At 32.2% G+C, this 23148-nt stretch carries 20 protein-coding genes; 4 read left to right on the forward strand and 16 right to left on the reverse strand.

Annotated features, from left to right (window positions below; translation table 11 throughout):
- Positions 1–129: 129 nt before the first annotated feature.
- The 4 genes from C4S29_RS02390 to C4S29_RS02405 all read right to left on the reverse strand — a co-directional run bounded on the left by C4S29_RS02390 (position 130) and on the right by C4S29_RS02405 (position 4842).
- Entirely contained in the window at positions 130–996 is an 867-nt protein-coding gene (locus C4S29_RS02390) for a GLPGLI family protein (protein ID WP_103912524.1), read from the reverse strand.
- Positions 997–1005: 9 nt separating this feature from the next.
- Complete coding sequence (locus C4S29_RS02395) at positions 1006–1869, reverse strand: GLPGLI family protein (RefSeq protein WP_103912525.1); 864 nt, start codon at positions 1867–1869, stop codon at positions 1006–1008.
- A gap of 167 nt (positions 1870–2036) precedes the next feature.
- A complete protein-coding gene (locus C4S29_RS02400) occupies positions 2037–3083 on the reverse strand; it encodes a WD40/YVTN/BNR-like repeat-containing protein (RefSeq protein ID WP_103912526.1) in 1047 nt (348 codons plus the stop codon).
- Positions 3084–3147: 64 nt separating this feature from the next.
- Entirely contained in the window at positions 3148–4842 is a 1695-nt protein-coding gene (locus C4S29_RS02405) for an amino acid permease (RefSeq protein ID WP_103912527.1), read from the reverse strand.
- Between the two features lie 161 nt (positions 4843–5003).
- Between C4S29_RS02405 and pnuC the strand changes: the two genes are divergently transcribed.
- The 4 genes from pnuC to C4S29_RS02425 all read left to right on the forward strand — a co-directional run bounded on the left by pnuC (position 5004) and on the right by C4S29_RS02425 (position 10293).
- A complete protein-coding gene (gene pnuC / locus C4S29_RS02410; RefSeq protein ID WP_103912528.1) occupies positions 5004–5672 on the forward strand; it encodes a nicotinamide riboside transporter PnuC in 669 nt (222 codons plus the stop codon).
- 178 nt (positions 5673–5850) lie between these two features.
- Positions 5851–6609 carry a diaminopimelate epimerase gene (dapF, locus tag C4S29_RS02415; RefSeq protein WP_185116934.1) on the forward strand — a complete coding sequence of 253 codons (759 nt, stop codon included), beginning with the start codon at positions 5851–5853 and terminating at the stop codon, positions 6607–6609.
- Positions 6610–7635 carry an endolytic transglycosylase MltG gene (gene mltG, locus C4S29_RS02420; RefSeq protein ID WP_103912529.1) on the forward strand — a complete coding sequence of 342 codons (1026 nt, stop codon included), beginning with the start codon at positions 6610–6612 and terminating at the stop codon, positions 7633–7635. It abuts the gene before it with no gap.
- Positions 7636–7746: 111 nt separating this feature from the next.
- Entirely contained in the window at positions 7747–10293 is a 2547-nt protein-coding gene (locus C4S29_RS02425; protein WP_103912530.1) for a TonB-dependent receptor, read from the forward strand.
- A 117-nt stretch (positions 10294–10410) separates the two neighbouring features.
- Here the strand turns inward: C4S29_RS02425 and galE are convergent, their stop codons facing one another.
- From galE to C4S29_RS02485, 12 genes are all read right to left on the reverse strand, one after another.
- Entirely contained in the window at positions 10411–11430 is a 1020-nt protein-coding gene (gene galE, locus C4S29_RS02430) for a UDP-glucose 4-epimerase GalE (protein WP_103912531.1), read from the reverse strand.
- 124 nt (positions 11431–11554) lie between these two features.
- A complete protein-coding gene (locus C4S29_RS02435; protein WP_103912532.1) occupies positions 11555–12532 on the reverse strand; it encodes a polyprenyl synthetase family protein in 978 nt (325 codons plus the stop codon).
- A 77-nt stretch (positions 12533–12609) separates the two neighbouring features.
- The gene (locus tag C4S29_RS02440; RefSeq protein WP_103912533.1) at positions 12610–13473 is read right to left on the reverse strand and encodes a hypothetical protein; all 864 of its coding nucleotides are present in this window, start codon (positions 13471–13473) and stop codon (positions 12610–12612) included.
- A gap of 131 nt (positions 13474–13604) precedes the next feature.
- On the reverse strand, positions 13605–14639 hold the full coding sequence (rlmN, locus tag C4S29_RS02445) for a 23S rRNA (adenine(2503)-C(2))-methyltransferase RlmN (RefSeq protein ID WP_103912534.1): 1035 nt from the start codon (positions 14637–14639) through the stop codon (positions 13605–13607).
- A 49-nt stretch (positions 14640–14688) separates the two neighbouring features.
- Positions 14689–14928: a four helix bundle protein gene (locus C4S29_RS02450; protein WP_233740467.1), complete on the reverse strand. Its 240-nt coding sequence runs from the start codon at positions 14926–14928 to the stop codon at positions 14689–14691.
- 203 nt (positions 14929–15131) lie between these two features.
- Positions 15132–16190, reverse strand: coding sequence for a tRNA preQ1(34) S-adenosylmethionine ribosyltransferase-isomerase QueA (gene queA, locus C4S29_RS02455; protein ID WP_103912535.1), 1059 nt, complete (start codon positions 16188–16190; stop codon positions 15132–15134).
- A gap of 152 nt (positions 16191–16342) precedes the next feature.
- Positions 16343–16795 carry a hypothetical protein gene (locus C4S29_RS02460; protein WP_103912536.1) on the reverse strand — a complete coding sequence of 151 codons (453 nt, stop codon included), beginning with the start codon at positions 16793–16795 and terminating at the stop codon, positions 16343–16345.
- 424 nt (positions 16796–17219) lie between these two features.
- Positions 17220–18062, reverse strand: coding sequence for a hypothetical protein (locus C4S29_RS02465; RefSeq protein ID WP_103912537.1), 843 nt, complete (start codon positions 18060–18062; stop codon positions 17220–17222).
- A 16-nt stretch (positions 18063–18078) separates the two neighbouring features.
- On the reverse strand, positions 18079–18456 hold the full coding sequence (locus C4S29_RS02470) for a VOC family protein (RefSeq protein WP_103912538.1): 378 nt from the start codon (positions 18454–18456) through the stop codon (positions 18079–18081).
- 237 nt (positions 18457–18693) lie between these two features.
- The gene (locus tag C4S29_RS02475; protein ID WP_103912539.1) at positions 18694–20691 is read right to left on the reverse strand and encodes an alpha/beta hydrolase family protein; all 1998 of its coding nucleotides are present in this window, start codon (positions 20689–20691) and stop codon (positions 18694–18696) included.
- 17 nt (positions 20692–20708) lie between these two features.
- Positions 20709–22571: a M1 family metallopeptidase gene (locus C4S29_RS02480; RefSeq protein ID WP_103912540.1), complete on the reverse strand. Its 1863-nt coding sequence runs from the start codon at positions 22569–22571 to the stop codon at positions 20709–20711.
- A gap of 181 nt (positions 22572–22752) precedes the next feature.
- Positions 22753–23100, reverse strand: a complete 348-nt coding sequence (locus tag C4S29_RS02485; protein WP_103912541.1) for a phage holin family protein — start codon at positions 23098–23100, stop codon at positions 22753–22755.
- Between the last annotated feature and the right edge of the window lie 48 nt (positions 23101–23148).

Below are 23148 nucleotides of genomic sequence, written 5' to 3' on the forward strand. Positions count from 1 at the left end.
TTAATCTTAAAATGCTGTATTTTAAAATTTAAAAAAATAATCAAAAGGAAAAATTGTTTGAGATTTTGAAAGAACGTTGTTTAGAATTAAAGTTGGGAAGTGAAAATAAAACTAGGCTTTTTTTTAATTCTATTTCAACATATCGAATTCGAGAAAATTATTGTCTTTTTCTATCTTATCTTTTGCCGCATCTTCAGTTTTTTTTAGCATTTCAGCATTAGAATATACTTTGCCGCTTCCGTCTTTCATGGTAATTTTAGTATCTGGATTGGCGAGTAGCAATCTAAAATTTTTCGCAGGATCTTGTCTATATGCTAAAATTGCTTTTTTATATTGTTTTTCATTGATACTAATTAATGGATTAAAATGGACTTTTTCAGCATAACTTTTCCAAATATCATCAGAATTTAAGTTTTTCACACCTTTTAATTCCATACTATGAGAATTGGTTTCATCAGATATTTTTACAATTAAACCTGGTAAACCATGAAATTTATAAGGTCCATCTGGAAATGGAATTTCGGTACTAAACCAAGCTATCCATTTTCTGCCATACATTTCTAAACTTGCCTTTTGCGCTTCCCAATTACCAATTTTTTGTTTATCTGGAAGAATTTTCCAATTCATTTCTCGGTCGTCACTCACTTTATAATCATTACTTTCAATACTATGAAAAGACGAAATTTTATATTCCGGATAAGATTTTTCTACCACATATTTCACTTTTCCAGAAATGCCAGTTTCAGGAATTATAAAATTATTAGAATGTTTCGCCTGCTGTTCTTCAAAAGCCGCCTGAGCAATAGAATCTGAGACGAATACATTTCTACTGTAATATTTAGAACCTTTTTCAGCAATATCGAGATACATTTGTTCGGGCGTCACTTTGTCTTTTTGGGTAGAATCTGAGACGAATTTGTAATCGTAAATAAAGCGTTTATTTTGGCTAAAAAATAAAGAAGAAACAAGAACGAAAGTAAAAAGCAGGTATTTCATAGATTAAATTTAAGGTTTTAAAAGATCAATTTCAATAATATTATTGTCTTTTGCATTTCGTTCTTTTGCCGTATTTTCGATATTTTTTATAAAAGTTGCGCCAGAAATTTCCGAACCGCTTCCATCTTTCATATTTTTAATGATACCGCTTGCAAGCATTTGCTTCATTTGCTTTGCGGGATCATTTCTATTTTCTATAAAAAGTTTTCTAAATTGGTTTTCAGTAATCGTAATTGTCTTTTGCGGCTCATCGTATTGCGAAATTTTTGGAGTATTTTCCACATATTTTGAAACGCCTTTTAACTCGAATTGGTGGGTTTTTGAGGCATCTTCCATTTTTACAATTAAACCAGGAAGTCCGTGAAATTTATAAGGTCCATCTTGAAAAGGTAAATCTGTAGAAAACCACGCCGTCCATTTTCTACCAGCAAATTCTGTTGTTGCTTTTTGGGTTTCAAACTCGCCGATTTTTTCTTTTTCGGGCAAAATTTTCCAAGAAATTGGTCGATTATCGGAAACTTTAAAAACATCACGCCCTATTCTAGTTTCCATTGAAACGTCGTATTTTGGATATGTTTTAAATATTTTATTTCGGAAAGTTGCTTTATTTACTTGCGGTGACGAAATCACATTCATCCCGCCTGTTGTTTTAATTTGCTTTTCATAAAAAGCCATTCTTGTAGAATCTTGCACAAGAACATCTCGACTGTAGAATTTTGAACCCTCTTTGTTAATATCGAGGTACATCAATTCTTTGCTGATGTTGGATTTATTTAAAGTGTCTTTCACAAAGGTGTAGTCGTAAATAAAACGCTGGTTTTGCGCTGAAATTAGAATGGTTCCAAAAAGGAAGAAGGCGAAGAATTTTTTCATTACTATAATTTTTATATCACTAATTATTTAGTGAAACAAATATAGAAATAAAATTGAACTTTAAAACAGATATTTATTACTAAAAACCCTGTCAGCATTTGAAACGCTAACAGGGTTGATTCACAGTTTTTTGTAGTTTAAAAAATAACCGCGATTGCTTAAAATTTTTATTTAATAAAATCTGCCTTTAAAATCTTATCTTTTCCCGCAAATACCAAAGTGTTTTTGTTCACCCAATCGCAAACATATAGGTTTTTTTCAGTTGAAATTTTGGTCCATGTTTTACCAAAATCGTTAGAATAGGAAATATGCTGATCACCAACGGCAATTATTTCTTTACCTTTTGAACCAGGACGAATTTTCACACAAGTCATATAACCAGCATTTTTCCCAGAAGCCTCAATTTGCCAAGTTTCGCCGCCATCATTTGTGGTGGCGATATTGTTGATATTTTCTGCTTGTTTTGTGTAATCGCCACCGACGGCAATTCCGAATTTATCATTAAAAAAATCGATGGAATAAATGCCTGTGGAAGACGTTCCTTGGATGAATGGTGTTTCGAAAACTTGCCAATCTAGACCATGTAAGTTCATTCTAAAAATTCTCGAAGACATTCCGCTAGTTGCAATCCAAAGATAGTTTTTAGCAGAAGCAATATTGGTATTACTTGCGGCGAATGCTGCTGCGCCTTTATTTACTTTCATGCCTTCGTGATTGTTTTTTGAGGCGACAAAATTTGTAAAAAGATTTTTAGAAGGATTCAAAAATGCCAATTTTAAATTCAATTCTAAATCCGGATCACTAAATGCTAATAAAAAACTACCATAATTACGTTCTACTGTATGCAAAGCATCATAAAAAGCCATTTTTGTTGAATCTTGAAATACTTTATCAAATTTTAATGTTTTCTTATTAATTCTAAAAAAATACGCTGGACTTTCGATATTTACGGCGTAAAAATCAGTTTCATTCTGTGCTAAAGTTCTGAATTGAAGATTTTTATCTGATAATCTTATCTGTTTTTGATCTTTGGGATTTTTTAAATCTACATATCCAAACTTAGAATCGGTGCCAGAATACCACACTTTTCCGTCATAAATCTGCAAAGCTCTGATGCTGATTTTGTCTTTTAATAAAGTTTCGAATTTTAAGGTTTGGGCAGTAAAAATTTGAAAAAAAACAATTAAAATAAAACCGATTATAAATTTTTTCATTTTTTAAATTTAAATTAAAAACAAAAATCCCGCAAAATAATTTTTGCGGGACTTACTTTTAAAATTATTTTGATTTTTTAACTAGATAATAAATATAGATTGCCAAATGAATGATAACCATTGCGCCAGAAAATGCAATTAGATTTGCCGTTGAACCACCAGAAACAACATCTAAATGATGGAAATAACCCAAAATTCCGAGGAGAACAGTTAGGGCTAAACCAGAATAAGCTGTAATTCTGTAAGTTTTATTATCATTTCCGTTTCCATCTGCATTTCCTAAAATACTATTTTTAATACCTCTATAAAGATAAAGATCAAGACCAATCATCATCCAAGCGACTAAACGAATCCAAGTATCTAAAGGTAAAAATACCATCATTCCTAAACAAGTTAAAACGCCTAAAACTGGGACTAGCGGAACTAAAGGTGTTCTGAAAGCACGTGGAGCATTCGGTTGAGTTTTTCTTAAAACCAAAACGCCGATACAAACTAAAATAAAGGCAAATAAAGTTCCAATGGATGTCATTTCTCCTACTACTCTGCCTGGTACAAATGCTGCGAAAAGGCTAACAAATACTAGGAAAAATAAGTTAGATTTATAAGGAGTTCTAAATTTTGAATGTATTTCTGAAAAAACTTTTGGTAATAAACCATCTTTACTCATAGAGTAAAATACACGGCTTTGTCCCATTAGCATAACTAAAATTACTGAGGAATAGCCCAAAAGAATGGCAAAAATAATAGTTGTGTTTAACCATGGGTATTCAGGTACAATTTTCCCATTTACCATATTCCCCATATGCTCTATGGCAGTTGCTACAGGCGCTAAATGATCTGCTCCAGAACCTGCAGTAAACATTTTATAATTTACCACACCTACCATTACGTAAGCAAAAATAATGTATAGAATGGTGCATATAATCAGCGAGCCCATAATACCAATAGGCATGGCTGTTTTAGGGTTTTTAGTTTCCTGTGCAGCGGTAGAAACTGCATCAAAACCAATGTAAGCAAAGAACACGACAGCTGCAGCCCGAATAATCCCAGACCAGCCATAACTACCAAATTTTCCAGTATTTTCTGGAATTAGTGGTGTTAAATTTTCTGCTTTCACGTATTTAAAGCCAACGAATATAAATAAAAACACAATGGCAACTTTTAAAAATACAATAAAATTGTTGACCATCGCCGATTCACTCGTTCCTTTTATTAAAACCAAAGACATCATAGATACGATGAAAACTGCTGGCAAATTAATGAAACCTGAATGCACAGTTCCATCTAGTAAAGTGTAAGTATCAAAAGGCGTCATCATCAGCTGTTGGGGTAGTGAGACTCCGAAAGCTTCAAATAATTTCCCTAGATAACCCGACCAACTTGAGGCGACCGTGGCAGAACCAACAGCATACTCTAAAACCAAATCCCAACCAATAATCCAAGCGATAAATTCGCCCATTGTGGCATAAGAATAAGTGTAAGCACTTCCCGCAACTGGAATCATGGATGCGAATTCTGCGTAGCAAAGTCCTGCAAAAGCACAACCAACAGCGGCTATCACAAAAGAAATCATAATTCCCGGGCCTGCATAATCTGCAGCGGCTAAACCTGTAATTGAAAATAATCCAGCACCAATAATGGCACCAATTCCAAGTGCTACGAGTGCACCTGCGGAGAGTGTTTTTTTTAGTCCATCTTCCGATTCTGCGGATTCATCAAGTAATTGAGATAATGGTTTTGTCTTCCAAATGTTCGACATAATTGTTTTTGTTTTAAATTTTAGAAGTTACGAAAATAGGAAAAAATTAGAACTATTAACAATATTTAACTATTTTCTTTCATTTTCAGTTAAATTTTGGGCGAAATTTAAACTTTAATTGTGCCATTTGCTGCAAGTCGAAAATAATTATCTTTGCCTTTATGAATTTTTATGACTTATTTCTAAAACCATACGAAACGTACACCCATTTTCAAATATTTTTAGAATCTACAGGTGCTACTTTTGGGATTTTGAGCGTTTATTTCTCTGTTAAGAAAAACATTTGGGTTTATCCTACAGGAATAATCTCTACCGCTATTTATATCTACATTATGTTTCAGGCTGGCTATTTGGGAGATATGATGATCAATTTTTATTATACCGTAATGAGTATTTATGGATGGGTTTTATGGTCAGAAAATTCGAAAGACCACATCCATATAGAAGTCGAAAAAGCAGATAAAAAAACTTGGCAGTATTCCTTTCTTTTGTTTGTAATAAGTATGGGTTTGGTGATTTTAATTTATTATTTTAAACCTTACATCGATAATCGTTTTTCTATGGATCTCATTTCTTTAAACCTAAACCACATGGACAAAGGCAATTGGATGGATGTTTTCACCACATCTATTTTCCTGGTTGGGATGTGGCTTATGGCAAAACGAAAAGTAGAAAACTGGATTTTTTGGATTGTTGGGGACTTAATTTGTATCCCGATGCTTATTTATAGAGGTTTAGGAATTACTTCCGTTCAGTACTTAATTTTTACAATAATGGCTGTTTTAGGATATATAACTTGGAAAAAAGATTTAGAAACTAAAGCGTTGTAGTTTTATTTTAGAAGGTTTTTTTTATTTCTAGTGAATTTCTATTCGTAATATTTAGTTTAAAATAATTTTTTTAGCAATTAATTAACATTTTCTAAATTTTTTCTCTCTTCTTATTTCAGTAATTTTGTATAAAATTAATAGGACAGTGAATTTCTGTCCTTTTTTATTAAAATATATTATGGATTTTTATAAATATCAAGCAACAGGAAACGATTTTGTAATCATAGACAACCGCGATCAGCAATTTCTAAAAGATGAAAAAATAATAGAAAAACTCTGCGACCGTCGTTTTGGGATTGGTGGCGACGGCTTAATCTTACTAGAAAATCATGAAACTTTAGATTTTAAAATGGTTTATTACAATAGTGATGGTAAAGGTGAAAGTATGTGCGGAAATGGTGGCAGATGCATTGTTGCATTTGCGCATTTTTTAGATCTATTCGAAGATAAAACTACGTTTGAAGCAATAGATGGCATTCATGAAGCAGAAATTATCAACGGCACTATAAAATTAAAAATGATAGATGTGCAAGAAATCTATACAGATAATGACGATTTTGTAATTAATACTGGTTCGCCACATTACATAAAATTTGTAGAAGATTTACAACACTATAAAGTTTATGCAGAGGGTAACAAAATCAGAAATTCTGCTACATATATAAAGGAAGGAATTAATGTGAATTTTGTTGAAATTTTGGCTTCAGATTCTATTTATGTTCGTACTTATGAGCGAGGCGTTGAAAATGAAACATACAGTTGTGGAACCGGCGTCACAGCAGCAGCGCTGCCCCTGATTAATGAAAATAAAAAAATAAAAGTGAAAACCATAGGAGGTAATTTGAATGTTTATGCGGAAAAAAATGGCAAATCTTTTACTAATATTTGGCTAGAAGGACCTGCGAAGCAAGTTTTTAAGGGTAAAATTAGCATTTAAATGAAAAAAGCAGGCTTAATAGTAGCATTTTTAGTTTTTGCGGCAGTTGTGTATTTCGGATTTCGATATTACGAAAAAAGTTATGGCAACAATGTGGCAAAAGAAGGCTATATCTTAATTCCGCACGATGCAAATTTGCAACAAATTACCGATTCTATTAGTCCATATATTAAAAATAAAGCAACGTTTTTAGAAGTTGCAAGAAGTAAACATTTAGATAGAATTTTTCGCGCAGGTCGGTATAAAATTAAAATGGGTACTGGAAATAATGATTTGGTAAATATGATAAAAGCAGGAAACCAAATTGAAAATACCTTTAGAATTGGTGATTTTGATGATGTCTATCAAATGGTCGGGAAAGTGACTAAAAAAACTGAATTAGATTCTTTGAATTTTGCAAATGGCTTAGATAAAATTGCGATCAAAAAAAATCTAAATTCCGCAGAAGATCTAAAACAATATTTTTTTATAGATACTTATAATTTCTATTGGACGGTGACACCTGAAGATTTTTTTAAAAAATTCGAAAAAGAGTATTCTAAATTTTGGAATAATGACAGAATTCAAAAGGAAAAAAAATCTGGTTTAAGTAGAAACCAAATTTATGCTTTGGCATCAATCGTTTACAAAGAAAGCGGCGGAAAGCCAGACGAAATGAAAACCATTGCAGGGCTTTATCTTAACCGGTATAAAAAGGGAATGAAGTTGCAAAGTGATCCAACTGTAATTTATGCTGTGAACAAGGCCAGTAATTATTCAAAAAAAATAAAACGCGTTTATTTCAAAGATTTAAAGCAAGATTCGCCTTATAATACTTATGCAACGGCAGGAATTCCGCCAGGACCTATTTGCATGGTAGATAAAAATTCTGTTGATGCTGTTTTAAATGCTGAAAAAAACGATTACATCTATATGTGCGCAGATCCAAAGCATCTTGGATTTCACAAGTTTACATCAAACGCAGCCGAACATGCTGTAAACGCAAAAGCCTACCAAGATTGGCTCAATTCTAACAATATAAAATAATTTTTAAATAATTTAATAAAAACGTTAAAATTTTAATAAAAACACAAATCAATCAAATGATTGATTTAACTTTGTCGAGAATTTATAATCTATAAAAAAATAAAAAAAAATATGACCTCTAACATTGAAATCTCATCCCTATTTGCTAAGAAATCTCTAGCCTTTACATTTTTGCTAGCCGCTGCTAGTTTGGCTTTTGCACAGCAAAAAACCGTCATAACTGGTGAAGTTTCTGGTGCACAAGGCGCAAAAGTTCCCTATGCTTCTATCACTTTTACAAATAAAGAAAACAAAATAAATACCGATGCAGCACTAACCGATGAGCAAGGAAAATACACCATCAACTTGGCACCTGGGAATTATTCTGTAAGCGTAGAAGCGATTGATTTCAAAAAATTAAATACAAGTTTTGTTGTGACTTCTAATTCAGCAGTAAAGAATTTCACAATTTTACCAGAAGAGTCTACAACCAATACCAAAACGCAAGATATCGCTGGTGTAGTGATTGTTGCAGCAGCGCCGAAACCTTATCGTGTAGAATTAGATAAAAAAATATACGATCCTTCATCTGATTTAATTAGCAAAGGGGGAAATTTACAAGATGTTTTGAGTAACGTACCGTCAATTTCTGTGGATACCGATGGAACGGTTTCAATGCGTGGAAATACAAATATAAAATTTTTAATAAATGGCAAACCTTCTGCCCTTCTAGGAATTGATGATGGTGCGGATGCTTTAAAAACAATTCCTGCAGATCAAATAGATCATATAGAAGTAATTACAAATCCATCTTCTAAATATGAAGCCTCTGGAACTGCCGGAATTTTGAATATTATTTTAAAAAAATCTAAAAAATTAGGTTTTAATGGAAGTGTTACTGGTACTTTGGGTTATCTGCCGCAAACCAATTTAAATACAAATTTAAGTTGGAAAAAAGGTGCTTGGACTTATTTCATCAATGGCGGCGGTGGTTACAATAAAAATAAATCACAGAGCACTCAAACATATCAAACTTTATTAAATGATAGCAATTTAGCAAATGATGATTTAATTAAAAGAAATCGGGATCAAAACAACAGTGGTGATAGCAATAGTTATAACGTAAATACAGGTTTTGTAGTAGATTTATCGCCGCAAGCAAGTTTAAATGCTTCCGTAATGTTTAGAACATATAAATATAATTCCGACGATACCACTAATATTTTAGAGAACTATTTTACAAAAGATGGTTTCGGAAATACAGGCTCATACGACCTTACAACGGTGCAAAATGATAGTGGAGAAAGAAAAAATAATTCATTTCAAGCCGATTTGGGATATGACCAAAAGATTGGTGATAATGGTCAAAACATTTCGATTTCCGGAAGTTTGCAAAATAATAAAGGTTATAATAATACGATTTCAAGTTTAAGAAGCGTTTCTACATCAAATACAGTTGCAAATCAAACAATTGATAACCAAATTTACAGCAATTCTGATAGCAGAACATATTTAGGAAAAGCAGATTATGAATTGCCTATAGGCGAAAAATCTAAAATTGAAGCAGGTACAAGATATGATTATACAAAAAATGTTTATGATAACTCTGTCTTTCAAAGCGTAGATAATGCGCCGAGTACAACTATTACCGATTTCACAGGAAATACAACTTATATTGAAAAAATTGCCGCTGCATACGCACAATTTAAAAGTAAAATCGGACCTGTAGGATATCAATTGGGTACTCGTGTAGAAAACACCAATATTAACCTTGGATATAAAGATCCTGAAATGAATAATGAACGCGTAGAAAAAAATAAAAATTATACAGGCTTCTTTCCAAGTGTTTTCTTAAGTTACGATTTGGGAGAAAAAAGCCAATTCTTATTAAATTATTCCCGTAGAATTCAGCGTCCACGATCTTTCTTTTTAGTGCCCTTCTTTTCGTATGATACCAGAAGTTCTTTTCAAGGAAATCCAGATTTGAATCCCACTTATGAAAATTCTTTTGAATTAGGATATAGTTTGTCTTCTAAAAAATTAACTTTTAATCCAACACTTTATTACAAAAAATCACAAGATGAAGTTAATTTTGTGCAAGTACCTAAAAATGAAAATGGCATCACATCCATCAGAACTCAACCTGTGAATGCAGGTTCCGATGCCAATTATGGTTTAGATTTGAATGGTTCTTACGACCCTTTTAAATGGTTTCGCCTAATGGGAAGTGTAAATCTTTATGGATATAATAATACTGGATCTTATCAAAATTTTAATTTTTCTGGAAATGGCTTTTCTAGCAGAATACGCTTAACAACAACATTCAAAACAGATAAAAATACTTCCTTCCAAATTCAGACTTTTTTCCGAGGCGCAGAAAAAAGCGTAAGTAATAATAGACAATCAATGTATGTCATCAATTTTGGCGCATCAAAAACTATTTTGAAAGGTGATGGAACTTTAGCATTTAATATTCAAGATATTTTCAATACCAGAGCGAGAGCTTTTACCACAACTGGTGAAAATTTCACACAATATAATTATAACCAATACCGTCCACGCCAATTTTCTTTGTCATTCACATATAGATTTAAACAAGGTATAAAAGTGGATCAACCGAAAAAGAAAACAGATGTAAATAATAATTATAGTGGTGACGAAGACCAAGGGCCAATGTAATAAACCAAGTAAAAAACAAAATTTTAAAAGTTTTTAAACTCTAATAAAAAAATCCTGAAAATTAATTTTTTCAGGATTTTTTATTTTTAAAATCGATTAAATAGTAGAAAACTTAATTCAATTTTCTCGCGTTTCCAAATATTTCTGCCATTCCCAAGTCGTTCGCAAGGCTTCTTCCAACGAGGTTTCTGCTTTCCAATTTAATTCTTTCTCGGCTTTTGAAGCGTCTGCATAGGCAATCGTAATATCGCCTGCTCTTCTTTCACAGATTTTGTAAGGCACTTTTACCTTATTTGCGCGTTCAAAGGCATTCACAACTTCTAAAACGGATGAGCCCTTTCCTGTGCCCAAATTATAAATATCAATTAGTGTTTCAGATTTTTCCTCAATTAATTTTTGCAACGCTTTCACATGCGCTTTCGCCAAATCTACCACATAGATGTAATCGCGAATTGCAGTGCCATCTTCTGTAGGGTAATCGTTTCCCCAAATGCTCAATTCTTTACGAATCCCAGCAGCTGTTTGCGTAACGAAAGGAACTAAATTGTTTGGAATTCCCAAAGGCAATTCGCCCAATTTTGCAGATGGATGCGCACCAATTGGATTAAAATAGCGCAACAAAGACACTTTTTTCTTATAAGCCAAAGCAAAATCTTTCAGAATTTCTTCTCCCATTTGCTTCGTTTTTCCGTAACTGGATTCAGGTGTTTTCAAAGGCGTATTTTCGTCAATTGGTTGTTTATCTGCTTGTCCGTAAACTGTGCAAGAAGAACTGAAAATAAAATTGGAAATATTTCTAGTTTTAAATTCCTGAAGAATATTAATTAAACAAAAAAGATTATTTTCATAATAATCCAAAGGTTTTTCCTGGCTCTCGCCTACTGCTTTAAAAGCCGCAAAATTAATACATGCCGAAATGTCGTGCGCTTCAAAAACTTGGTATAACAATTCTTTTCGTCTTAAATCAAACGGATAAAAAAACGGTTTTTTACCCGAAATTTCTTCAATATTTTTTAAAATGAATTTTTCCGTATTAGATAAATCATCTACAATAACAACGTCAAAATTATTGTTTAAAAGTTCAACAACGGTGTGAGAGCCAATATAGCCCAACCCGCCGGTTACAAGTATGGTCATTTTAATTTTTTATTTTTTTCTACTTTGTCTAAGTTTTAAAGCGTTACAATATTAACTTTGACAAAGTACAATCACTGCTCGGAAAACTTTGTCAAAGTAGATCTTCTTTAAAGATTGATTTATACTAAAACTTCCTTTCTATCACATAATCCAACATCAAATTCAGAGAATGTTTTGCTTCATTTTCCGGAAATTCATTTAAAATTAATTTTGCTTTCTGCTGATAATCTTTCATTACCGAAAGCGCGTAATCTAAACCGCCAGATTTTTTCACGAAAGCAATTAATTCTTTCACTCTTTTTTTATCGTCTTTGTATCTTTTTATGGTTTGGAAATGGTATTTTCGGTCTTTTTCAGTAGCATTTTTTAAACTATAAATCAATGGTAAAGTCATTTTCTGCTCCTGAATATCAATCCCGACTGGTTTACCAATAAAATTTTCACTTAAATAATCAAATAAATCATCTTTTATCTGAAAAGCCATTCCAGTTAAAGTACCGAAATTTTGCATTTTTTTAGCCAAAACTTCGTCGGCATTATTAGATAGCACACCGATTTCGCAACAAGCGGCGATTAAAGTAGCTGTTTTTTTTCTGATAATTTCATAATAAACCTCTTCTGTAATATCTAATTTTCTGGCTTTTTCTAGTTGTAAAAGTTCACCTTCAGACATTTCGCGAATGGTTCGTGCAATAACGGCCAATAAATCAAAATCTTTATTATCGGTAGAAAGTAAAACCGATTTTGATAATAAAAAATCACCAACTAAAACGGCAATTTTATTTTTCCATAGGGCATTAATAGAGAAAAAATTTCTGCGTTTGAAACTTTCATCCACCACATCATCGTGCACCAAAGTTGCAGTGTGTATTAACTCAATCATAGAAGCGCCTCTGAAAGTTTTTTCATTTACTTCCCCAATTAATTTTGCACAAAGAAAAACAAACATTGGGCGCATTTGTTTGCCTTTTGTGGTTACTATAAAACGCGTCACTTTATCCAAAAGCGGCACGTTGGTGCTCATAGACTCATAAAACTTTTGCTCAAAAAGTTTCATTTCGCTATCAATTGGGTTTTTTATTTCTTTTACAATATTCGCCACAGAAAACAGAATTTCTTTCTAAAAGCAAATATAAGTTAATTTTTCCTTTAAATTGTGGCAGAATACAAGTACAAAACCTAGTTTAAATCATCTTTTGGAATAAAATAAAATTTTCCATTTCTGTCGCCAAGTGGTGTTTTGAATTCTTCACCAGAAATGTAAATACCGTTTTTATTCACCGCAATTCCTTCTATTTGGCTCAGTGAAAACGCATTTCCTAATTTATATTTTTTGGCAGGTTTTTTAAAAAAATAATCGCCTTCTGATCGTTGAAATATTTCTAAAAAGACAGAAGTTGTTTTGGTATAACCTATGAGATAGAGTTTATCTTCAAAATATGCAGCGTCTGTTACTACAAAATTTGTTTTAAAAGTTTCCTTTTTTTCGGCTTTTTGCAATTCAAAATTAGTTGGATCTAAAATGTAATGCGTTGTTTTTTTTGATTTCCATTCTTTTGTAAAAAGATGAATTTTTCCATCCAAAAAAACAAGTGCTTCTGCATCGAAATCATTGTTTAAATTTTTTGGTGTAAAATCTGATTGTTCGGGATAATAAAATGAAATAGTTTGAACGTTTTGTGCGCTATCTATTGGGAATTTATAAATTTTTAAATCTTTTCTTGTTCCTTGGTTGTTTCCAATATCGCCGATGTAGAAATTTTTGCCATTATTGCAAAGTGCTTCCCAATCTTCGTTTCGGAGATTGGTTTCAATTTTTTTTTGAATTTTTCCGCTATCTAAACTTATTTGAAAGAGTTCTGCCGTATTTCCACTATCGTTAAAAGTATAGAGATTTCCGTTAAAAAAATCTAGGCCTGAACTTTCTTTAAGACTATCATCTAAAGTTGCGATTTGGTATTTTTTTATATTAAATCTTTCGGTTTTTTGCGAGAAAAAACTGTGGAAATATAAAAGTGAAAAAAGTAATAGTAAATTTTTCATTTAAAATAAAATTTTCTAATTAGTGAAAGTTTTGTTTATCGCGAAAGTTCGCAGCCCGGCCTGAGTGGAGCTCTCCGCCGCGGCGGAAGCGGGAACGGAGGACGGATAAAGCTGCCCAAAAAATTGAAAATTTATTCTGCCGCTTTGTTGGCTAATTGTCCGCAAGCTGCGTCAATATCGCCGCCTCTACTCCGCCGAATCATTACTTTTATACCATTATTTTCTAATTGACGCACATAATTTTCTTCTGCTGCTTTGTTGCATTGATCGTATTTTCCGTCGCCAATTGGATTGTACTGAATTAAATTAACCTTACTCGGGATTTGTTTGCAGAATTTTATTAAAGCTTTTATATCTTCCTCACCATCGTTAATATTTTTCCAGACGCAATATTCAAAAGTGACGATATTGCCAGTTTTTTCGTACCAATATTTTAATGCTTCCAGAATATCAGTTAGAGGAAATTTATCAGAAAAAGGCATGATTTCATTTCTTTTTTCCTCAATTGCTGAATGAAGTGAAAGTGCCAATTTTACTTTTATGTTTTCATCAGCCAACATTTTTATCATTTTGGGAATGCCTGAAGTTGAAACTGTAATTCTTCGTGGTGACATTCCCAAACCTTCGGGTTCGGTAATTTTTCTAATGGCTTCAACTACGTTTTTATAGTTCATCATTGGTTCACCCATTCCCATGAATACGATGTTTGTGAGTGGCCGATCAAAATACATTCTACTCTGTTGATCTATTAATGCCACTTGATCTACAATTTCTGCCACTTCTAAATTCCGCATTCTTTTTAAGCGTGCCGTTGCGCAAAATTCACAATTTAAAGAACAACCGACTTGGGAAGAAACACAGGCTGTTGTTCTCGTTTCTGTCGGAATTAAAACGGATTCTACTAAAAGTCCATCGTGCAATTTCACGCCATTTTTTATGGTGCCGTCCGAACTTTTCTGTAACTGATCTACCGAAATGGGTTTAATTTGAAAGTCTTTAGCTAATTTATCTCTTAAATTTTTTGAAAGATTCGTCATTTCTTCAATAGAGTGAAGGTTTTTCGACCACAACCAATCATAAACCTGTTTCGCCCGAAAAGGTTTTTCGCCCAAAGAAATAAATAATTCTTGGAGTTCTGAGAGTGATAAGGTTCTTAAATCTTTCATTTAACAAGTAAAAAGGTAAAAGTAAAAAGTAAAAAGTAAATTTGAAAAATTATAAGTTTGTATTTTTTACTATAGCTCCAAATATCTTTTTAATTTCAAGGCTTTCTTTTAATAGTCTATCTAATTCTAAATTTTTATCATCTAATAATTCCTTCAAAACGCGTAGCCAATAATTAGATTCTCTTGCTTCTTTTAGGCAAATCTTGCATTTATTTTTAAAATCTGCTTTTGATGATCCTGCTTGAGCTTCTTCATAATTTGTGCCAACAGAGGTTGATGATTTACTCAATTGAAAAATTAGCATTTTAAATTCGGGCTCTCAAGGAAGTGTTCTCAAAAGTTTTAAACAATGAATCCCAAAGAAAAAGGTTCGGTCTAGTAAATTATATTCTTTCATTTTTTTAAATTAAAGTCCAGTTTTTTTACAAAAACTGGACTTGCATATATTTTCAATATTTCAAGACTTTTTACTTTTGCCTTTTACCTTTTTTCTTAAAGAATTAGCATCGCATCGCCATAAGAGTAAAATTTATACTCATTTTTTACGGCTTCTTCATACGCCTCCATCAAGAAATCTTTACCTGCAAATGCGGCAATCATCATCATTAAGGTAGATTTTGGCATGTGAAAGTTGGTAATCATTGATGTCGCTACACCAAAATCATGGGGTGGAAAAATGAATTTATTTGTCCAACCATGAAAAGGTCCAATTTTTTTATTTGATGAAACGGAAGTTTCAATTGCGCGCATTGTAGTAGTTCCAACGGCACAAATTTGTCTTCCTTCTTCTACTGCTAAATTAATTTTATCAGCGTTCAGTTGGTCAATAATGGCTTCTTCAGATTCCATTTTATGTTTAGAAAGATCTTCAACTTCAATTGGGTTAAAAGTTCCCAGGCCAATATGCAAAGTCACTTCTGCAAAATCCACACCTTTAATTTCTAATCTTTTCATTAAATGTTTTGAAAAATGCATACCCGCAGTTGGCGCTGCAACAGCACCTTCATTTTTTGCATAAATGGTTTGGTAACGTTCTGCATCTTCGGGTTCTACATCTCTTTTGATGTATTTTGGAAGTGGTGTTTCACCTAATTCTTTTAATTTAGCACGGAATTCTTCGTAAGAACCATCGTATAGAAATCTTAAAGTTCTACCACGAGAAGTGGTATTATCAATCACCTCGGCCACTAAACTTTCGTCTTCGTTGAAAAATAGTTTGTTTCCGATTCTAATTTTTCTAGCAGGATCTACCAAAACATCCCAAACTCGGGTTTCTTTGTCTAATTCTCGTAGTAAAAAAACTTCAATTTTAGCACCCGTTTTTTCCTTATTTCCATATAATCTAGCTGGGAAAACTTTGGTATTATTAAAAATAAAAAGATCTTTTTCTTCAAAATAATCTATCACATCTTTAAAAAGTTTGTGCTCGATTTTACCAGTTTTTCGGTGAAGCACCATTAGTTTGGATTCATCACGGTTATTTGCAGGATGTTCTGCCAAAAGATGTTCTGGCAAATGAAAATTGAAGTCTGAAGTTTTTAATTTCGACATAGTTTTATTTAAAATAATTAAGCGTCACAGTTTTTCTGTTTCGGGGTGCAAATATACGATATTGAAAAGGCCTTTGTCAAGTAAATCAGTAAATTAATTGAAACTCATTTTAAAAAAGATAATTAAATTGAAGTCTAAAACTTTTTTTAGATTTATTCATCTACACCAAGTGTAAAATCAATAGGTTTTATTTCTAATAATTTTTCTACGCTAACTGTAGTATTAGTATAATAAATTTCGGCTTTTGAAATGGAATAATTACTTGTATTATCTAATTTTTCCTTTAATGCAAAAAATAATTTTTCTTTTAAATCTGAATTAAAATCTAGAGGAAGTGCAGTCAGTAAATCATCTTTACTTTTTTGTAAAGTCACTATTAAGTAGAAATTTGGATTGGTGTCGCCTTTTTTCGCAAAACTTTTGATGCCAAAATTTAAGGGAGAAAGTTCTTTGACTTCTATATAGTTGAAAATAAATTTAGGTTTAAAATTAATATTTCTAGATTCTACATATACTAATTTCCCTCCATTTTTATTTTTAAAAAACTGAATTTTCGAATTCTGGTAATCGAAAATTCGTGATTCATTTTTTTCCAAAATCATCATAATTGCAGGATTATTAGAATCAATTAAGAGCCTGTTTAAATTTCATTCAATAAATTTTTTATAGCCTTTTCTTAATTTTCTAAATTAAAATAAACTCTGTTTATTCTTAAATTTAACATTAAGAATTTCAGTGAGTTAAGTTTATTCTGATTAAGCAATCAATAAATTGATTTTTATTAAGTTTTTTAAGCGAAAATGGCTTAATTCCTTAATGGTAAAAATAAATTATAAATTTAAACAGGCTCTAAGTTTTTGTAAATATTTGAGGTTTTTCGTTTGTTATTTTGATTTGTCGCAGAGTGGTAACTTACAGAATAATCAAAATGATAAGTTTGCGCGCTGCAAATTGCAGAGAAAAATAAGAGCGTAGGAAATAAGACTTTAAACATAAAGTTTTTTAAATTTGAGATTAAAGAGATTGATTTTAATTAAGAATTTTTAAATTATAACTTGAATCTGCGTCAATATTAGCCTTAATTTTAAAATCTTTATTCGCTACATTTAATAGTAAATTATAGTTGGTAATATTTTTTTGCGTTATTGTGTTTAAGATATTGTACTCTACTTTCCCTGTTCCATTTCCGGTAGATGTCACAGTAAATTGGGGAATATCTGATCCTAAAGTGAAGTTAATAATCGTATCAAAATAGGCGATATTATTTTTAATTTCCATTAATTTATAATTTGTATCTAAAATGAGTGAAATATTTCCAATGCCCTCGATTGGAATTTTCATTGGAATTTTCTGCTTGAAAGTATCACCAACTTTTAATGCATAATCTGGAAATTTTATGTTATTTGTGATATTTTGAACAGTTTTTATTAAATATTCTTTTGTTTTTTTATCCATAATTTTGCTTTTTATGGAATCAATTTTCATATGAAGTCCGTTTTCATAATAACCAAAAAGTCGACTTCCTTCTATTGGATTAGTGGGGTTCATTTCTTTTCCACCAATATTTTTTAAGGTATGGACTTTTTTATAATCTATAACGAATGGAATTTTATTTTCTATTTCTTTACCCGTATTTATATCGGCTACAATCTCCATGTTTGTTTTAGAAATCATGGGTAAGGTAATTTGTTTTTTTATGGCATCAAGAACTTCTTTTTTTGCTTCAAAATTCATTGTGAAATTTGAGTTTGAAATAGTGCGCAATTCATACTTTTTTCCTGCTAAAAATTGCATTTTAAATATAACAGATTCTTGCGCTTTTAAGGCAAATGCAAGAATAAAAAAAAGTAAAAATGTGTATTTTTTTTTCATTTAGATTTATTTATAATTATTTACTTGGTTCCCAAAGTTCAATTTTATTTTCTTCACAATCTAAAATATGGATGAATTTTCCGTAATCATAAGTTTCTATATCATCAAGAATGATGACGTTTTCCTTTCGTAATTCTTTAACTAATTTTTCTAAATCTTCTACAATATAATTGATCATAAATTCTTTGTTGGAAGGCTCAAAATATCTTGTAGATTCTTCAAAAGGCGACCATTGTGTAGCGCCATTTTTTGAAGATTCTGCGCATTCTTTCCAGTCGAAAGTTGCTCCATAATCGTTGGTATCAAATCCAAGATGTTTTTTATACCAATCTCTTAAAATTTCTGGATTTTTTGTTTTGAAAAAAATCCCGCCAATGCCAATTACTTTTTTCATGATTTTTAGTTTTTATTTAAGATAAAACTAAGAAAATATTTTAAGAAAACCACTTAAATAATGAGGTTGAATTTTGACCTTTCAAACAAAAAAATAAAATTTCTTTTTTAGCCGCGGCTGAAACGGCATCCTTTTTTACAGAAAATGCGCCACAAGGCGCATTTTCTGTAAAAAAAGATATAGTGGAAGACGGGACTCCATTTCGGAAAAAGCGAAACCGTCTTGCTCCTATTTATTTTATAAAGTTTCTTTCAGCCAACTGAAAAATTCTCGCTGCCAAACTAAACCATTTTGTGGATGCAAAACCCAGTGATTTTCATTCGGGAAATAAAGAAATTTTGTTTTCAAACCACGCAATTTCGCAGATTGAAAGGCTTCTTGACCTTGCTCGTAAGGTACTCGGAAATCTATTCCGCCCTGCACAATCATGATTGGCTTGTTCCAATTCTGAACGTAATTACTTGGGTTGAATTCTGTATAAGATTTTGGCGTCGGTTTGTCCCACGGCGCACCGCCCAAATCCCATTTCGCAAACCAAAGTTCTTCGGTGGTTCCGTACCAAGATTTCATATCATAAAGTCCGTCGTGCGCAATGAAAGTTTTGAATCTATTTTGATGAATTCCTGCGAGCATATAAACGGAATAACCGCCGTAACTTGCACCAACACAACCCATTCTGTCGCCATCAACGTAAGGTAAAGTTTTTGCAAAATCTGTCGCGGAAAGATAATCTTTCATTGGTTGTCCGCCCCAGTCTTTTGAAATTGAAGCATTCCAATCTACGCCCCAACCAGGCATTCCGCGGCGGTTTGGTGCAACAATTATGTAACCGTTTGCAGCCATTAAAGCGAAATTCCAACGAACACTAAAAAATTGTGTGAGTGCAGATTGTGGACCGCCTTGACAATACAAAAGTGTTGGATATTTTTTGGAAGGATCAAAGTTTGGCGGATAAATAAACCAAACGCCCATTTCTTTGCCATCGGTGGTTTTCACCATTTTTAGTTCAGATTTTGAAGGCGTAATTTTAGCGTAATTTTCTTTGTTAACCTCCGTCACTTGCGTCATATTTCCAGATTTTTGATCGACTGAAAATAAATCTGCATTATGGTTGAAATCTGTTCTTGTAACGAATAATTTGTTATTGTTTTGGGCAATTAAATCGTCCACGTCAAAATTACCAGTCGTAATTTGCGACACTTTCAAACTTTTAAGACTTACCGAAAATAGTTGCTGAGTGCCTCTAAATGCCGCACTAAAATATAAAGAACTGGAATCTTGTTTCCAATCAAAACTCCCACTTACGCTTTCGTCCCAGTTTTCAGTAAGATTTTTTGTAACGTTTGAGGCTAAATCAAGAACTTTTAAATCCTGTTTATCAGATTCATAACCGTCGGTTTTCATACTTTGCCATGCTAAATATTTTCCGTCTGGCGAGAATTTTGGATTAACATCGTAACCTTTATTTGCTTCGGTTAAATTAGTCGTTTTATTGAATTTCAAATCATAAGAATATAAATCTGTATTGGTTGAAAGTGCATATTCTGCGCCAGTTTTTTTCTTACAAACATACACTATATACCGAGAATCTGGGCTCCAAACGAAATCTTCCACACCACCAAAAGGCATTTGGGGCGAATAAAATTTTTCGTCTTTAAGCAAGTCTTGCGCTTCGGAAGAATTTACTGCAACATTTACGACAAAAACATGGTTGTAACTGCCTTCATTCCACTTGTCCCAATGGCGTATATCTAAATCTGTGTAAATTTGCGCCGTAGATTTTGGCGTGTCTTTGTATTTGTCTTTTCCTAAAATATCGACAAGTTTTACACTTTTGCTAAAGGCGATTTTCTTACCATCAGGTGAAATTCTTATGTTATCTGCTTCGCCAATTTTATAAAAATCTGTCCAAGTTTTGCCTTGGTCTTTTGAGAGATAAATCATCTCACCTTCTTGCGCATAAATTCCGTTTTTGTCCCATTGAATAATTGATTTTTTTCCTAAATCTAAATTTTCTGTGGCAGAAGTTTTTAAATTTAAAAAGAAAGAATTAGAGTTGGTTTTTTCGGTTTTTAAATCAACTTTTCCCACTTTATAAATCAATGAAGATTGATCGGGCGAAACGGCAGAAACCGACATTTTATTGAGTTTCCAAAGTGTTTCTGGTGTCATTACGTTTTGTGCGTTCATAAGAAAAGGCGCAGCGGTTGCGAGCAGAATATGTTTTAGTTTCATTAGGTAATAAATATTTTTTAAAGATTTACAGAGTTGTCGTTAGGTTTATAATCCATATAAATTCCGTTATCTATTGTTACAGATTTTACTTTTTTAGAAGCAGAAATATTGGTTTTAAAATCTTTTTCATTGGCTTTCCAAACTTCTGGTGTGAAATGTTTGGTAGATTTTGTGCCGTCAGAATATTCTGTAATCACATCAAAAGGAATGGCGAAACCGCCCAAATTTTCAATATTTAAACTTAAATTTTTACCGTTCATTTTCGCTGAACTTAATTTTAAATCTATATAATTATTGCTAAAAAACCAGTTGTTGAAAAACCAAGTTAAGTCTTTGCCACTTCCCGCTTCCATTGAATAAAAATAATCCCACGGAATTGGATGTTTTCCGTGCCAAGTTTCCATATAATGATGCAATGCTTTTTTAAATAAATCATCGCCCAAATAATCTTTTAATGCTAAATAAGATAAACTTGCTTTCACATAAGAATTGTTCCCATAACCTGCGCCAGAAACTTGCGTACTTTCAGAAATAACGGGTTGATCTTCGTCCGAAGAAGGATCAAAAATCCAGCGTTTTACCCGAAAATTTTTGTAAAAATTATCGGCGTATTCTTTTCCATGTTCTGCAGTTCCGATTAAATATTCAAAAGTGGTTGCCCAACCTTCGTCCATGTAAGCATAACGTTTTTCATTAATTCCCATATAAAAAGGAAAATAAGTGTGTGCAATTTCGTGGTCAACAACTAATCTCGATACTTCTAAATTATCTGGCATTGTAGAATCATTCACCATCATCGGATATTCCATATCTGCAAAACCTTGAAACGACGTCATTGTTGGAAACGGATATTCCACACCGGGCCAATTTTTAGAAAACCATGCAATATTATATTGTTCCCATTCTACATAATGTTCAAAATCTTTCGCGCCACTTTGGTAAGCCGACTGAACGCTTACTTTTTTTGAATCTAATTGCACACTTGAAGCATCCCAAACATAACTAGAACTTGCTGCCCAACAAAAATCTGTAATGTCATCAGCTTTAAACTTGAAAGTATTTTGGTCATTTTGAGCAGTAATTTTTCCAGCGGCAATTTCGCCTTCTTTTGCGATGTGAATAATATCGGTGCTTACGAGGGATTTTTTAAAATTATTTAAAGCATTTGTCTGTAAAACTTCTTGCGGATTTTGCATCACGCCGGTTGCGTAAACCACATAATTTTTTGGAACTGAAATCGCAACGTTATAATTATTAAAATCATTATAAAATTCGTTTCTTCCGGTGTGTGGAATTCTGTCCCAACCATTGTAATCGTCATAAACGGAAATTCTTGGGTAAGAATAAGCGGCGTAAAATGTAGTTTGGTTTATTTGTCCTTCTCTGTCACTTTCTTTTGATAATGGGTATTCCCAAACGATTTCGAACGTAGTTTTAGATTTTGGAAGCATTGCGTTTTTTAACTTTACGTTTCCAACAGTTCCCCAATTTTCACTTTTAACATCGTAGGATTCTCCATTTACTTTAAAAGATTTAATGGTCAATCCATTATCTAAAAAATCTTTAGAAGAGTCACTTGCCCGTGCAGAAGTTGGTTTGTGAACGTTATTTACAAATCTGATAACAGCAGTTTTCAGGCTGTCTGGTGAATTATTAAAATATTCGATGGTTTCCGCGCCAGAAATAATTTTTGTTTCTGGGTTTAAACTTAGTTTCATATCATAATTACCAGAATTTTGCCAATAATTTTTACCTGGATTTCCATTTTCCGTCCTCGTTCCTTTTTCTATGGCATTTTTAATGTTTCTTGGCGTGTATAATTTTTGGGAATACGCTTGAAATGAGACTAAAATTGCGGCTGCAAAAAGGAAGTTTTTCATAATTTTTTAGAAATTAGATATTAGAAGTTAGAAATTAGATATTAGAAGTTAAATCAAGTTTTTTATTTAATCAAAGGACTTTCAAATTTAAAAATTTTAAGTTAGAATTAATGATAAATCTTGCACGAATTAAAAAAAGGCTCTCTTTCGAAAGCCTTTAATTAATTTATTTTTTAAAAATTTAATCTTTTGAAGTGAAAGCACTATCTAACAAAGAAGTGACCACTGACAAACAGATACTAAAAATTAGCGCCCACCAAAAGCCATCAACGGTCATGCCGGTTACAAAATGGCCTGCTAAAAGAATGATTAAAGCATTAATGACAAATGAAAAAAGCCCGAAAGTGATTATTGTGAGCGGTAAACCTAAGATAGATAATATTGGCCGCACAAAAAAATTAAGCAACGCCAAAACGATGGCGAAAATTATTGCTGTTCCAAAACTTGCGATGTGAACGCCGGATAAAAAATATTTTGAAAGTACGAAAGCAACCGCAGCAGTTACCAAGAGACGAATAATGAATTTCATAATTTAATTTTTATTTGAATTAAATTTATAAAAAATATTTGGATTTAG

It is taken from the genome of Halpernia humi, from assembly GCF_900108025.1.
GTDB lineage: Bacteria > Bacteroidota > Bacteroidia > Flavobacteriales > Weeksellaceae > Halpernia > Halpernia humi.

Bases quoted from the DNA above. Each gene is read 5' to 3' on its own strand.
- C4S29_RS02390 (WP_103912524.1), bottom strand. From the start codon at position 996: ATGAAATACCTGCTTTTTACTTTCGTTCTTGTTTCTTCTTTATTTTTT.
- C4S29_RS02395 (WP_103912525.1), bottom strand. From the start codon at position 1,869: ATGAAAAAATTCTTCGCCTTCTTCCTTTTTGGAACCATTCTAATTTCA.
- C4S29_RS02400 (WP_103912526.1), bottom strand. From the start codon at position 3,083: ATGAAAAAATTTATAATCGGTTTTATTTTAATTGTTTTTTTTCAAATT.
- C4S29_RS02405 (WP_103912527.1), bottom strand. From the start codon at position 4,842: ATGTCGAACATTTGGAAGACAAAACCATTATCTCAATTACTTGATGAA.
- pnuC (WP_103912528.1), top strand. From the start codon at position 5,004: ATGAATTTTTATGACTTATTTCTAAAACCATACGAAACGTACACCCAT.
- dapF (WP_185116934.1), top strand. From the start codon at position 5,851: ATGGATTTTTATAAATATCAAGCAACAGGAAACGATTTTGTAATCATA.
- mltG (WP_103912529.1), top strand. From the start codon at position 6,610: ATGAAAAAAGCAGGCTTAATAGTAGCATTTTTAGTTTTTGCGGCAGTT.
- C4S29_RS02425 (WP_103912530.1), top strand. From the start codon at position 7,747: ATGACCTCTAACATTGAAATCTCATCCCTATTTGCTAAGAAATCTCTA.
- galE (WP_103912531.1), bottom strand. From the start codon at position 11,430: ATGACCATACTTGTAACCGGCGGGTTGGGCTATATTGGCTCTCACACC.
- C4S29_RS02440 (WP_103912533.1), bottom strand. From the start codon at position 13,473: ATGAAAAATTTACTATTACTTTTTTCACTTTTATATTTCCACAGTTTT.
- rlmN (WP_103912534.1), bottom strand. From the start codon at position 14,639: ATGAAAGATTTAAGAACCTTATCACTCTCAGAACTCCAAGAATTATTT.
- queA (WP_103912535.1), bottom strand. From the start codon at position 16,190: ATGTCGAAATTAAAAACTTCAGACTTCAATTTTCATTTGCCAGAACAT.
- C4S29_RS02460 (WP_103912536.1), bottom strand. From the start codon at position 16,795: ATGATGATTTTGGAAAAAAATGAATCACGAATTTTCGATTACCAGAAT.
- C4S29_RS02465 (WP_103912537.1), bottom strand. From the start codon at position 18,062: ATGAAAAAAAAATACACATTTTTACTTTTTTTTATTCTTGCATTTGCC.
- C4S29_RS02470 (WP_103912538.1), bottom strand. From the start codon at position 18,456: ATGAAAAAAGTAATTGGCATTGGCGGGATTTTTTTCAAAACAAAAAAT.
- C4S29_RS02475 (WP_103912539.1), bottom strand. From the start codon at position 20,691: ATGAAACTAAAACATATTCTGCTCGCAACCGCTGCGCCTTTTCTTATG.
- C4S29_RS02480 (WP_103912540.1), bottom strand. From the start codon at position 22,571: ATGAAAAACTTCCTTTTTGCAGCCGCAATTTTAGTCTCATTTCAAGCG.
- C4S29_RS02485 (WP_103912541.1), bottom strand. From the start codon at position 23,100: ATGAAATTCATTATTCGTCTCTTGGTAACTGCTGCGGTTGCTTTCGTA.